Origin of the sequence: Acidovorax sp. LjRoot74 (assembly GCF_964254355.1) — a bacterium.
GTDB lineage: Bacteria > Pseudomonadota > Gammaproteobacteria > Burkholderiales > Burkholderiaceae_C > Acidovorax.
Genome location: NZ_CAXUTI020000001.1, coordinates 20,168 through 33,307, shown reverse-complemented (window position 1 = coordinate 33,307; position 13,140 = coordinate 20,168). Strand labels below are relative to the sequence as shown.

The window sequence follows — 13,140 nt, the reverse complement described above, 5'->3', positions numbered from 1 at the left end:
CAAAAAGAAAGGATTGTGCCGCCGCACCTGCCCTGCAATCTTGTTTGCCCTTCGTGCCTGTGTGTCCGCAGGCCCACCAAAGTGCGTGGCCTACACTGCCCCACCCTGTTTCTGGATGCATGGAGCCGAGCAAGCCATGAAGAAAAACGCCACCCCACCCGCCTGGCTCCACGCCGCGCTGGACTACCTGCCGCAATGGCTGGACCTGCAACTGGAGCGCTACCGCCAGCCCGGGTGCTCCGTGGCCATTGCACGCGGCGGCGAAACGGTGGCGGAGCTGGCGCTGGGCGTGGCCGACATGCGCACCCACCAAGCCCTCACGCCCCGGCACCGCCTGCGCATTGCCTCGCACTCCAAGAGCTTCACCGCAGCGGGCGTCATGCTGCTGCGCGAGCAGGGCAAGGTCGGCCTGGACGACCCCATTGGCCGCTATGTCGATGGCCTGCACAAAGACCTGGCCGGGGGGCGCATTGGCGAGCTGCTGTCGCACAGCGCGGGCGTGACGCGCGATGGCCCCGATGCCGGCCAGTTTCTGGACCGGCGGCCGTATCTCTCCCGCACCGAGCTGCTGGCGGACCTGCGCGCCAAGCCGCCGCTGGAGCCGGGCGTGCAGCTCAAGTATTCCAACCACGGCTACGGCCTGCTGGGGCTGATGATGGAGCAGGTGACCGGCACGGACTACGCCACCTGGATGCAGCGCCACGTGATTACCGCCGCAGGCCTGGAAGAGACCGCGCCCGACATGCCCCACCTGCCCCGGCGTGCGCCCATGGCCGTGGGCCACAGCAGCGAGTTTCCGTTCGGCCAGCGCCTGATCGTGCCGGGCGACAACCCGTGCGACGCCATGGCCCCGGCGGCCGGGTTTGTGTCCACCGCGTCGGACGTGGCCCGCTTCTTTTCGCAGCTGGCGCCGGACAGCCCGCACAGCATCCTCTCGCCCGCCAGCCGCCGCGAGATGGCCCAGCGCCGCTGGCGCGACCCCTGCAACCTGCTCGAGTCCCACTACGGCCTGGGCACCATGCTCAGCGCGCCGGGCCCGCGCGAATGGATGGGCCACACCGGCAGCCTGCAGGGGTTCTTGTCGCGCACGGCGCGCTACCCCGCGCTTGATTTGACGGTGTCCGTGCTCACCAACGCGCAGGATGGTCTGTCCACCGAGTGGGTGGAAGGCATTGCCAGCATCCTGTTTGCGTTCCAGCAGCATGGTGCGCCGGGCAAAAAGGAAGCCGCCTGGGCGGGGCGCTGGTGGAGCCTGTGGGGGGCGAGCGACCTGGTGCCCATGGGCAAGGTGGTGTGCCAGGTGGTGCCCGCCATGTTCGTGCCCTTCAACACCGCCACCACCGAGCTGGCCGTCACCGGGCGTGACACCGGGGTGGTGCAGAAAGCCTCGGCCTACGCCAGCCCGGGCCAGCCAGTGCGGCGCGTGCGCGACGCCAGCGGCGCCGCCACCGAGCTGTGGGTGGGCGGCACCCAGCTGTTGCCCAAGGACGCGATGCTGGCCGAGGCCACCCGCCGCTATCGCAAGGCGCGCCCGCGTCGCAGTGCTTCGCCAAAGTAATGGATGCTCCCTGGGGATACGCAACGGGGCAATGGGGCATTGGGGAATAGGCACGCAGTGCCGGTGAATACGACGCCATGAAAATTTCACAGATCGCCCTGCGCCTGGGGCACAGCCTGCTGCGCATCACCGGCGTCCTCGCCGCCGTGCTGGGCCTGCTGCTGGCCGCCATCCTGGCGGTTACCACCATGCCCGGCAGCTCGCACCGTGGCGAGCTTCCGCCGGCCACCGCCGAGCAGCAGGCGCTGGCACAGCAGTTGCGCCAGCATGTGGCGGTGATTGCCGCGCAGGAGCACAACGCCCAGCACCCTGCCGCCCTGGAGGCCGTGGCGACCTATCTGGAGTCGGAGCTGGCGTCGTACGGCTACCCAGTCCGGCGCGAGGAGTTCAAGGCGCGCGGTGCGGTGGTGCGCAACCTGGAGGTCACGGTGCCCAGCCAGAGCGTGCCGGGGCAGCGCCTGGTGGTGGTCGGTGCCCATTACGACTCGGCGCACGAAACACCCGGCGCCAACGACAACGCCACGGGCACTGCTGCCGTGCTGGCGCTGGCCAAAGGCCTCAAGAGCCTGGGCACCACCGCGCAGGCGGATGTGATATTTGTGCTCTACACCCACGAAGAGCCGCCCTTTTTCAAGACCCCGCAGATGGGCAGCCAGGTGCACGCCCAGGGCTTGCGGGCCCGTGGGGCGCCGGTGGTGGCGATGCTGTCGCTGGAGACCATGGGGTACTACTCGGGCGCACCAGGGTCCCAAAAGTACCCCTGGCCGCTGAACCAGTTCTACCCCTCGCAGGGTGATTTCATTTCCTTCGTCGCGACCACGCCGGACCTGGGGCTGGCGCGCCGGGTGGTCCGGTCGTTCCGTTCGCATGCGGCGTTTCCGTCCGAAGGCATTGCGGCGCCGCGTTTCATCCCCGGCGTGGACTATTCAGACCACGCGGCCTACATCGACGCGGGCTACCCCGCGCTGATGGTGACCGACACTGCCCCCTACCGCTACCCGCACTACCACACGCGCGAGGACACGCCCGACAAGGTGGACTACGACCGGCTGGCCCGTGTGGTGCAGGGCCTGGAGGGGGGGGGTGCGCGATCTTGCGCAGTCGCCACGCTGAACGGGCTCAGCCGCTCGGTCAGGCTTTCTTCAAGAACTCCGACTTGAGCAGCATGCTGCCCAGGTCGGTCTTGCAGTCCACGTTGTGGCCGTCGGCGCCATCGACCAGGCGGATGCTCTTGATCTTGGTGCCCTTCTTGAGCGTGGACGACGAGCCCTTGACCTTGAGGTCCTTCACCAGGATCACGGCATCGCCATCGGCCAGCGGGTTGCCATTGGCGTCGCGCACCACGCCGTCGCCTTCGGGTGCATCGGCGTCCGCAGCATCGGCCACTTGCGGCCACTCAAACGTGCAGTCGGGGCACACGTAGTTGCTGCCGTCGGGGTAGGTGTTCTGCAGGCCACATTGGGGGCAGGCGGGCACGGTGTGGGGCATGGTTTTCTTTCTGGTTGTGGTGGTGACAAGGGCTGGCGACTGTACAGCGGCTACAGCGGCGCGCGTTGCTCCAGCGCAAACGGCGGCAAGCCCTTGAGCAAGCGCTGCCCGTAGCTGGTGCGCACCAGGCGCTTGTCGTAGCAGTACACATGGGCCTGGTCTTCTTCGGTGCGGATCGCGCGGCCCACCCATTGCGCGAGGCGGATGGCGGTGGCGGGCACCACCAGTTCGCTGAACGGGTCGCGGCCCACGGCGCGCAGCCACTCGGCGCGGGCCTCGCCCACGGGGTCGTCGGGCGGGGTAAAGGGCAGCTTGGTGATGAACACCGATTCGCACAATCGCCCCGGCAAATCCAGCCCCTCACCAAACGACTGCATGCCGAAGATGACCGAGGGCTCGCCGTTGTCCACGCGCTCGCGGTGGCGCTTGAGCAGCTGCGTGCGCGGCAGTGCGTTCTGCACCAGCACCACGCTGCGCATGGCGGTGGGCAGTGCGTCCACGGCCTGGCGCATCTGCTCGCGCGAGGTGAACAGCACCAGCGCGCCGTATTCCACGCGGGCAATGTCGTGCAGCAGCGCATCGACCATCTCGGTGGTGAACTGCGCTGCGTTCTTGGGGTCGGCGCGCGTCTCGGCCGCAATCAGCGTGCCCTGCGCGGCGTAGTTGAAGGGGCTGGGCACTTCGAGCGTGGTGGTGGCCTCATCGCCATGCAGGCCCGCCTCGCGCAGGAAAAAGTCAAAGTGCCCGCAACTGGTGAGCGTGGCCGATGTCAGCACCGCGCCGCGCACTGCGCTCCACAGGTGGTTGCGCAGCGTGGTGCCGGGCAGGATGGGGCTGGCATGCGCCTTGACCACGATGAAGTCGCCATCCACCTCCAGCGTGAACCACTTCGCTGCCGGCACCGCGCCCTCGGGCGCGTCCTGCAGCAACAGCTGCGCGGTGGCGTGCAGCTCTTCCAGGCGCGGGGCCAGCATGCCGATCTGCGCGTACAGCGTGGACAGGCGCTTGGCCTCTTCCGGCTTGTCGCGCATCTCGGCACGCAGGGCTTTGCTGATGGCGCGCAGGGCGTCGAGGAAGCCCTCGGCACTCGCGGCCAGCAGGCCCAGCGGCGCAATCAGCTGTTCGGGCAATTCGCCCCGTGGCACACGCACGCGCGCCGGGCCCCAGGCGCTGGGCTGGCTTTTGAGCTGGGCGCCGTACACGTCCATCACGATGCGCGCCAGGTCCTGCAACGTCTGACGCAGCTGGGCCGAGTGCTTGGGGATGTCGGCAATCTCCTCGACCTCCAGCAGCGCACCGATGCGCAGGCCCCGGCTGGCAAGGCGCTCGATCCAGGTGATGCGCGACAGGTCCATGCTGCACGCGAATTGATCCAAAGCGGTCGATGGCAGGTGGTGGGCTTCGTCCAGCACCAACAGGCAGTTGTCCAGCTCGGGCAGCACGCGCGCGCCCAGCGACGACAGCAGCAGGTCGTGGTTGGCCACGATCACCTGCGCACCCACCAGCTCCTTGCGCTTGTCGTAGTAGGTGCACTGGCTGAAGGCCGGGCAGTGCTTGCCGGTGCACGAGGCACCCTCGGCCGCCACGGGGCTCCACACCTCGGGCTCGGGCGGCGTATCCAGGCTGTCGCGGTCACCATCCCACGCGCCCTTCGACAGCGTCTGCGCCATCGTGGAATAGAACTGGATGCGCGCCTCGGTCTCGTGCCGGGGGCGCTTGGCGCGGGCGGCGGCTTCTTCCTCGGCAAACAGGTCGTCGTCGGCCTCTTCTTCTGCCTCGCCCGTGCCCGCTAGGCGGTCGAGCTTGAGTTTGCACACATAGCGACCGCGCCCCTTGGCCAGCGCAAACTTGAAGGGCTGTGGCATCAATGCGGCCAGTGCGGGCAGGTCTTTGTTGACCAACTGCTCCTGCAACGCCACCGTGGCCGTGGAGATCAACACCCGCGTGCCACGCGACAGTGCCAGCGCAATGGCGGGCGCGCAGTACGCCAGCGACTTGCCCACACCCGTGCCCGCCTGGATGACGGCGATGGAGCGGGTGGGTGCGGGCTCGCCGCTTTCTTCATCCACCTTGCCCAGCGTGGCGCTGCTGAACGTGCGCGCCACCTGTTCGGCCATCAGCCGCTGGCCAGTGCGGCTGCGAAAACCCTCGGTGGCCTGCACCACCGCATCGAAAGATTCAAGGGCCTGCGCGGCCCACACCTGTTGAGACATACAGTAGTGTCGCATGCTCCAGACGGCCTGGCCGCCGACCGTGCGGTGGGGCCAAATTCTGGTCTTGTGGCCGCCCCTTGGCCCCACAATCCGCGCACGACGACACCTAAAAAGGGGATGCGATGCGAGGGAGAACAGCGCAGGTTGCAGGCCTTGGCCGGCACGGGACCATGGCGTGGCAGCAAGCCCTGGCGCAATGGCTAGGCTGGGCGGCTCTGGTGATCTGCCTGGTGGCCAGCGGGGGGGCCAGGGCGCAAACCAAAACGCCGCCAGCGGTGGCGCAGGCAGACAAAACCCAGGAGCGCCAGCGCTTGCTCGCGCAGCAAGTGCTTCCCACCGACCCGGCACGGTTTGCCTGGGGACGCGCGGCCGAGGCCGTGGGCCAGGGGGCGGATGCGATTTATCTGCGGCTGGCCTTGGCAGACGATTGGCTGCGGGCGCTGGAAGGTGCGCCAACACCGGCCGGGAGCAGCATCGAAGCCGCCATCGCCCATGGCCGGGAGCTGGACCCCTACTTTCTGGAGCGCCGCGCGCGGGCCGTGTGGCCCACCATCCTGAAGGCGAAGCAGTTGCGGGCCGAATGGGACCGCGATGGCCCCGAGGTGCCCCGCCCGCCCGAGCTGGATGCGCTGGGGGCCGAGCTGGTGCAGGAGGGGCCGGGCTTGTGGGTGCGGCGGGCGCAGGATGGGCGGCCCCGGGGGCTGTACCTGTGGCTGGGCGTGCGCAACGCGCTGGCCGAACCCCTGCCCCTGCCGGAATTCGCGCTGCAGCTGGGCCGCCCCGGCCTGCAGCCCGCAGCGCCGCTGATGCAATGCGCGCTGCCCCGCTACAGCACGCGCCAGCTGGTGCCGCCGCAAAGCACCCAGCACTACCTCTGCAGTGCGGTTGAGGGCGGCTATGGGCTGCCACCCGCTGGCGTCAGCTGGCGGGCGCAGATGGGGCACTGGTTCAGCCAGGGGGCGGCACTGCAGACCGTCATTCCCCAGCACGACCAGGCCCTGTCGCGCACCGTCCGTATCCTTGTGCAGGTGGACAACCCGGCGGTGGATGGCTTCCTGCGCGGCCTCCGTGAATCCGCCGAGAACCAGCAGCAACAACAACGCGCCCAGGCGGCGGCCGCAGCGGCTAGCAAGGCCCAGGAAGCCGCTGCCGCACGCCGCGCTGCCGAGCCCCAGCCGCTCTGGCTCAAGCGGCTGATCTTCTGGGTCGGGGTGTTGGGCGCCTTGGCGCTCTATGGCCTGATCGCGCACCACGTCAGCGTGGCGGTGGCGTCCTGGGTGCTGTGGTTGGGGCTGGCCATTCCGAGCGCGATCGCCTTGCGTTCCATCTGGACCATGGGCGGGACCGACGGCTGGGGCAAGCTCGGCGCGATCATCATGTCCGGGGCCGCCATCGCAGCACCTTTTGTGGGCACGCTCGCCGCGTACACGGTCTACAAGCTGGTGGTGAGCCCGGAGGCGCGCCGCAAGGCGATCCTTTTCCTGCTCGGCGTGATCGTGATCATCGTGCTCAATGCGCTGGAGCGGTGGCTGTACTGGTGACAGCAGGCTCCGCACGCCTGCACCGAACGGCGCGTGAACACCACGCGCGCCCAAAGTTGCAAGATGCGCCCAGGCAGTCCCGGAAAGGGCACGCAGGCCAGACGTTGATTGCTATTAAATCAATAGCTATTAACGCTTATCCATCAGGCGGTAAGGCCATTTTTTGCCTCAACTTTGCTGACGGAGACGCCAGCGTCGCCTTGAGCCGCGTTTACCCCCGCTCGCGCAGCGCCCGCTCAATCCGGTCCCGCCGCACCGTGGTCTTGGGCACCTTGAACGGAAACCACATGCGCACGTCCTCTTCCAGCCCGATGCCGTGCATGTAGTTGTAGATGGCCTTCTTCAGGCCCGCGCCCAGCGCGTCGTGGTCCACGCCCGTGGGGTCGATGAAGGCCACGTCGTTCTTGGCGAAGTCACCCGGCGGCAGCGGTGCCAGCGTCACGCCGTACTCCTCGGGGTTCTTGCCCACGGGTGAATGCACGGTGCAGGCAAAGCGGTGGAAGAAGCCGCTCTGGATGCAGCCGTTGGCGAACAGCTGGCGCACGTATTCGAGCGCGTCCACCGTGTCCTGCACCGTCTGGGTGGGAAAGCCGTACATCAGGTACGCATGCACCAGGATGCCCGCGTCGGTGAACGCCTTGGTCACGCGCGCCACCTGGTCCACGGACACGCCTTTTTTCATGAGGTTGAGCAGCCGGTCCGATGCGACCTCCAGCCCGCCGGAGATGGCGATGCAGCCGCTGTCGGCCATCAACTCGGCCAAGTCGGGCGTGAAGGTTTTTTCAAACCGCACGTTGCCCCACCAGCTGATGCCTGCGTTGCGCGCAATCAGCTCCGTGGCCAGGGCCTTGAGGGCCTTAGGCGGTGCGGCTTCGTCCACAAAATGAAAGCCGGTTTGCCCCGTCTCGCGCACGATCTGCTCGATGCGGTCGGCCAGCACCTCGGCGCTGGCGCCTTCGTAACGGCTGATGTAGTCCAGGCTCACGTCGCAGAAGCTGCACTTCTTCCAGTAGCAGCCGTGCGCCACCGTCAGCTTGTTCCAGCGCCCATCGCTCCACAGCCGGTGCATGGGGTTGAGCATGTCCAGCAGCGACAGGTAGCGGTCCAGCGGCAGGCCGTCCCAGGTGGGTGTACCCACCTCGGCGAAGGCGATGTCGGCTTCCATCATGTTGATGTACTGCACCGCGCCGCCCTCGTTATCGCTGCCGCGCACGAAGGTGCGCACCAGCCGCTGGCGGCCGCGCTCGCCGCGCAGGTGTTCCAGCAGCGCCAGCAGCGGGCGCTCGCCCGCGTCCAGCGTCACGTAGTCGAAGTGGTCGAACACACGCGGGTCGGCCAGCTCGCGCAGCTCGGTGTTCACAAAACCGCCGCCGAGCACGGTGGCAATGTGTGGGTAGCGTGCCTTGATGGCCTGCGCGATGCGGAAGGCGGCGTACACCGAGCCAGGGAAAGGCACCGACAGCAGCACCACGGTGGGCTGGTGTTTGGCGATGGCCTCGTGTGTGAGCTGCTCCAGCATCTCGTCTACCAGCGTGGGCGGCGCAGCCAGTGCGGTAGCCAGCGGGTCGAACGTGGGCTGGCTGCCTGCCAGTGATTCGGCGTAGCGCACAAACTCAAAGCGCTCGTCCACCGCGTCGCGCAGCACGTCGGCCAGGTCGTTCAAATACAGCGTGGCCATGTGCTTGGCCTTGTCGGTCAGGCCCAGCGCGCCAAAGGCCCAGCCCAGCGGGTCGCCACCCTCGTCGTCCACATACACATCCAGCGTGGCAAACCGGGGGCCCTCGGGCAGGTAGTTGCGGCCCACGATGCGGTGCGCCAGCGTGCTGTCGCGGCCTTGCAAAAAGGCAATGGCGGGGCCGATGGTGGCGAGGTAGCGGTCCTTTTGCGCCGCAAAACTTTGCACGGCGGGGCTCTGCTTTTTGGCGGGCAGTGCGTCCACCTTGGCGGCCACGGCCTTCAGACCTTCGGGCGAGAGCAAGCGCAGCACCAGCGCCAGTGCCAGGTCTTCCTGAACCGCCGTCATGCCGCGCGAGCGCAGGAATCCCGTGAGGTAGGCGGTGGAGGGGTATGGCGTGTTCAGCTGCGTCATCGGGGGGATGACGGAGAGCACGCGCTGGGCAGGTGAAGCAGGCAAGGGGGGGGCGACGACAGACATGGTGAAAACAGGCAATGGGGCGATGCGGTGCCGCCGCCGAGGTCGTGGAACCCCCGATTATCCCGGCCCGGCTTTATCCCTGGTGGGCGGGGGGCGCAGGGGGCACGGCAGCCGCTTGGGGCGTGCCCGTCAGGTAGTTGTTCTTTACCCGCACATAGTGTTCGGCCGAATATTTGAGGTACGCAATCTCCGCATCGGTCAGTGCGCGCTGGCGCACTGCGGGGCGGCCAATGTAGAGGTAGCCGCTTTCGAGCACCTTGCCGGGCGACACCAAGCTGCCCGCGCCCAGCATCACGCGGTCTTCGATCACCGCGTCGTCCATCACGATGGAGCCCATGCCGATGAGGCATTCATTGCCGATGCGGCAGCCGTGCAGGATCACCGAATGGCCGATGGTCACGTAGTCGCCGATGACCAGCGGCGAGCCTTCGGGCTTGGCCGCGTTGCGGTGCGACACATGGCCCATGGTCAGGTCCTGCACATTGCTGCAGGCACCCACGATGATGTGGTTCACGTCGCCCCGCAGCACGGCGTTGCACCACACCGAGCTGTCGCGGCCCAGGGTGACGTCGCCGATGACCTGGGCGGAATCGTGGATGAAAACGCCGGTGTCGAGCGTGGGCTGGGTGTCGAGGTAGGGGGCGATGGGCATGGGTGAGGGGCTCGGGAAGAAGAAACGAAGGGGTGGTGGCGAGCGTAGTGCAGTTGCCGGGGGCCGACACCCCAGGTGCCTGGCAGGCACGATGGGTGTGGTCAGCGGGGCTTGGTCGATCGGGCCGCTCGCTTGGCAGGGGTCGCTGCGGCGCGGGTGGTCTCCACGGCGGGCCGCACTGCGTAGAAGCCCAGAAACATGTCCACCGCATCGCCCAGCACCTGTTGCTGCTCGGCGGCGGTGAGGGGCGCCCGCCCCATGGCCAGCTGGGGCCAGAAGGCAAAAGACTTGACCATGCCGTGCAGCTGGTGGGCGGCGTACTGTGGGTCCACGCCTGCGCGCAGGGCGCCGTCCTGTTGGGCGGCGCGGATCCAGCGCGGCAGGCCCTCTTCCTTCTCGGACAGGCGCGCCACCATGGCCTGGGCGCGCTCGGGCGTGTGCATCATCTCGGCGATGGCCACGCGCGAGAGGTCGATGAAGCTGGTGTCGTTGAGCAGCTCCATCTTCTGCTCCAGCACGGCCAGCAGCTGCGCGCGCAGTGGGCGCTGGGTGTCGTAGGCAATGTCGGCCTCGGCATGGCTGCGGTCCCACAGGCGCCACAGGATAGCCTCGAACAGCTCTTCCTTGCTGGGGAAATGGTTGTACACCGTGCGCTTGGAGACATCGGCCGCTGCGGCCACGCGGTCCATGCTGGTGCCGCTGAAACCATGTTCGCGGAACTCGGCAATGGCGGCCTGCACGATGGCGTCGCGCTTGCGGTCGGTCAGGCGGGTGGGGGGAACGATGGGAGCCTCGGTCATAGTCAAAATTTTACACCGGGTAGTTTACTTTTTTGAAAAGTGAACTACACTGTGCAGTGTAATTTTCCGAAGGGCACTTCCATGCTCCGAATCCTCGTACTCCTCACTGTCCTGATCGCCATGGCCTACAGCATTCTTTCCTGCACCACCCTGCCGGCCAGCTCGTACGAGCAGTCGCCCCAGTACACCGAAGGCAAGTTCCACAACGCGGCGCCACGCCAGGCGCCGGGTCTGGGCAAGACCCTGGCCATCATGTGGCGCTTCATGACCGAAAAACCCGCCGACGCCGTGCCCGTAGAGCCGCCCCAGGTGCTGCCGCTCACGCAGGCGGACCTGCTCCAGGCCCCCGATCGGAGCCTGTGGCGCCTGGGCCACTCCACCCTGCTGCTCAAGCTGCAGGGCCAGTTCTGGCTGACCGACCCGGTGTTTTCCGAGCGTGCCTCGCCGTTCTCCTTCATGGGCCCCAAGCGCTTTCATGCGCCGCCGCTCAGCATCGACGAGCTGCCGCCCATCACCGGCGTGGTGCTCTCGCACGACCACTACGACCACCTGGACTACGACGCCATCCAGAAGCTCGCCCCCAAGGTGGCGCACTTTGTGACGCCGCTGGGTGTGGGTGATCGCCTCATCGGCTGGGGCGTGCCTGCTGCCAAGGTGCAGCAGTTCGACTGGTGGCAGGGCACCACCATCGCGGGCGTGAAGCTGGTGGCCACACCCGCGCAGCATTTCTCGGGCCGCAGCCTGTCGGACGGCAACCGCACGCTGTGGGCGTCCTGGGTGATCCAGGCCGATGACACCCGCATCTTCTTCAGTGGCGACACTGGCTATTTCGACGGCTTCAAGGCCATTGGCGAGCGTTATGGCCCGTTCGACCTGACCCTGATCGAAACCGGTGCCTACGATGCCCAGTGGCCCGACGTGCACATGCAGCCCGAGGAAAGCCTGCAGGCCCACCTGGACGTGAAGGGCCGCCACATGATGCCCATCCACAACGGCACCTTCGACCTGGCGCTGCACGCCTGGACGGACCCGTTCGACCGCATCACCGCCCTGGCTGCGAAAGCCGGCGTGCCGCTGGTGGCGCCGGTCATGGGCGAGCGGCTGGACATCCGCCAGCCTGCTTTGTCGCAGCAGTGGTGGAAGGGCCCCCAGCCGCAGGCGCGCCCTGCGGTGATGACCGAGGGCCAGGGCGTGGCTGCCCGTGTACCGGCGCAATCCTGAGGCACCAAGGCCTTTGCTTCAAAGGCCTTGTCTCAAAGCTGAGCCAGCCGCGCCACCATACGCGCAGCGCCCACAATCTCGGCCTCGCTGTAGCCCGCGTAGCCAAACAGCCAGCCGCGCCGCTGCGATTGCATCGCGTAGCGTGACAGCGGCGCCAGCATCACCCCGGCCGTGAGCGCCTTGCGGCTCAGGGTCTCGTCGTCGCTGCCTGGCGTGCTTTCCAGCAGCAGGTGCATGCCCCGGTCGCTGGGAGCAAGCCGCAGGGCGCCATCGCTGGCACCAGCCAGCGAATGGATCAGGATGCGTTGACGCTCCTGGTACAGCTCGCGCATCTGGCGCAGGTGGCGCAGCAAATGGCCCTCGGCAATAAAACGCGCCAGCACCGCCTGTGTATCACCCGGCGCGTGCCGGTCGGTGATCGCGCGGGCCATGGCAAAGGCCTCCACCAGCGCGGGCGGCACCACCACAAAACCCAGGCGCAGGCCGGGGTGCAGCGTCTTGCTGAAAGTGCCCACGTACAGCACCCGCTCCGAGCCCGGCAGGCTGCACAGTGCGGGCACACGCTGCGCCGCGCTGCCGTACTGGAATTCGCCGTCGTAGTCGTCTTCCACCACCCAGGCATCGTGGGTGCGTGCCCACTGCAGCAGGGCCTGGCGCCGCGCAAGGCCCATGCACACGCCCGTGGGGAACTGGTGCGTGGGCGTGACCACGGCCATGAGCGCGCCGGGCCATTGCGCGGCGCCTTCGGCGATGCACAGGCCCTGCGCATCCAGCGCCACGGGCCGCGCCTGAACACCATGGGCCAGCAGGCTGGCGCGGATGCCGGGGTAGCCGGGGTCTTCCACCAGCACCTCGTCGCCCACGTCCAGCAGCAGCCGCGCGATCAGGTCGATTCCCTGCTGCGAGCCCGAGCACACCACCACCTGCGCCGCATCGCAGCGGATGCCGCGCGAGGCCCACAGCCACAGCGCAATGGCCTGGCGCAGGTCGGGGTCGCCCGCAGGGTCCAGATACTGCGCGCGGGCGCTGCGCTGGCCGGGGCTGGCCCGGCGCGCCAGGCGGTCCCACAGCGCGAAGGGGAAGGTCTCCACCTCGGGCGCGCCGATGCGAAATGCACGCGCCGCCACATGCGGTGGCCGCCAGCGCGCCGCTGTGTCGGCAATCAGCTGCCCGCGCCGCGACAGCCCCCGGGGTGGCGCCACCAGCCCCTGCGCGGGGGCCGTGCCGGCTGCCTGCGACACATAGGTGCCGTCGCCCACGCGCGCTTCCACATAGCCTTCGGCCTGCAGGCGCTGCACGGCCCACAGCACCGTGTTGCGCGACACCCCCAGGCTGCCCGCCTGCTCGCGCGATGGCGGCAGGCGCATGCCTGCAGGCAACCGGCCCTGCTCGATGGCGCTGCGCAATTGCTCATACACCTGCTGGCGCAGCAGGCCGGGGTGGCTGCCGGGGGCATTGGCTCTGGCAATTGGCATGAATTGGTTCCTTTGATGGGGCTGCATCGCCATAAAC

At 68.0% G+C, this 13,140-nt stretch carries 10 protein-coding genes; 4 read left to right on the top strand and 6 right to left on the bottom strand.

All coding sequences use genetic code 11. The features are described from left to right. The first annotated feature begins 136 nt into the window (after window positions 1–136). Together ACSQ3O_RS00145 and ACSQ3O_RS00140 are read left to right on the top strand one after the other, a co-directional pair. Window positions 137–1,558: a serine hydrolase domain-containing protein gene (locus ACSQ3O_RS00145; RefSeq protein ID WP_436137414.1), complete on the top strand. Its 1,422-nt coding sequence runs from the start codon at window positions 137–139 to the stop codon at window positions 1,556–1,558. Between the two features lie 77 nt (window positions 1,559–1,635). Then, window positions 1,636–2,718, top strand: coding sequence for a M28 family peptidase (locus tag ACSQ3O_RS00140; RefSeq protein WP_436137413.1), 1,083 nt, complete (start codon window positions 1,636–1,638; stop codon window positions 2,716–2,718). On the opposite strand, the gene ACSQ3O_RS00135 is transcribed toward ACSQ3O_RS00140, so the two are convergent. Together ACSQ3O_RS00135 and dinG are read right to left on the bottom strand one after the other, a co-directional pair. Beyond that, window positions 2,690–3,046 carry a zinc ribbon domain-containing protein YjdM gene (locus tag ACSQ3O_RS00135; RefSeq protein ID WP_436137412.1) on the bottom strand — a complete coding sequence of 119 codons (357 nt, stop codon included), beginning with the start codon at window positions 3,044–3,046 and terminating at the stop codon, window positions 2,690–2,692. The genes ACSQ3O_RS00140 and ACSQ3O_RS00135 overlap by 29 nt on opposite strands. 50 nt (window positions 3,047–3,096) lie before the next feature. Then, on the bottom strand, window positions 3,097–5,259 hold the full coding sequence (gene dinG, locus ACSQ3O_RS00130) for an ATP-dependent DNA helicase DinG (RefSeq protein WP_436137411.1): 2,163 nt from the start codon (window positions 5,257–5,259) through the stop codon (window positions 3,097–3,099). A gap of 170 nt (window positions 5,260–5,429) precedes the next feature. Between dinG and ACSQ3O_RS00125 the strand changes: the two genes are divergently transcribed. Beyond that, window positions 5,430–6,800 (top strand): hypothetical protein, encoded by a 1,371-nt coding sequence (locus tag ACSQ3O_RS00125; protein ID WP_436137410.1) that lies wholly within the window; start codon window positions 5,430–5,432, stop codon window positions 6,798–6,800. 211 nt (window positions 6,801–7,011) lie between these two features. On the opposite strand, the gene ACSQ3O_RS00120 is transcribed toward ACSQ3O_RS00125, so the two are convergent. The 3 genes from ACSQ3O_RS00120 to ACSQ3O_RS00110 form a co-directional block, all read right to left on the bottom strand. Beyond that, entirely contained in the window at window positions 7,012–8,889 is a 1,878-nt protein-coding gene (locus tag ACSQ3O_RS00120) for a B12-binding domain-containing radical SAM protein (RefSeq protein ID WP_436141052.1), read from the bottom strand. A gap of 139 nt (window positions 8,890–9,028) precedes the next feature. Then, window positions 9,029–9,607 (bottom strand): gamma carbonic anhydrase family protein, encoded by a 579-nt coding sequence (locus tag ACSQ3O_RS00115; RefSeq protein ID WP_436137409.1) that lies wholly within the window; start codon window positions 9,605–9,607, stop codon window positions 9,029–9,031. Window positions 9,608–9,708: 101 nt separating this feature from the next. Then, window positions 9,709–10,407 (bottom strand): TetR/AcrR family transcriptional regulator, encoded by a 699-nt coding sequence (locus ACSQ3O_RS00110; RefSeq protein WP_436137408.1) that lies wholly within the window; start codon window positions 10,405–10,407, stop codon window positions 9,709–9,711. Window positions 10,408–10,527: 120 nt separating this feature from the next. On the opposite strand from ACSQ3O_RS00110, the gene ACSQ3O_RS00105 reads away from it, so the two are divergent. Beyond that, window positions 10,528–11,628 (top strand): MBL fold metallo-hydrolase, encoded by a 1,101-nt coding sequence (locus tag ACSQ3O_RS00105; RefSeq protein ID WP_436141051.1) that lies wholly within the window; start codon window positions 10,528–10,530, stop codon window positions 11,626–11,628. Between the two features lie 32 nt (window positions 11,629–11,660). Here the strand turns inward: ACSQ3O_RS00105 and ACSQ3O_RS00100 are convergent, their stop codons facing one another. Then, on the bottom strand, window positions 11,661–13,103 hold the full coding sequence (locus ACSQ3O_RS00100) for a PLP-dependent aminotransferase family protein (RefSeq protein WP_436137407.1): 1,443 nt from the start codon (window positions 13,101–13,103) through the stop codon (window positions 11,661–11,663). Window positions 13,104–13,140 lie beyond the last annotated feature (37 nt).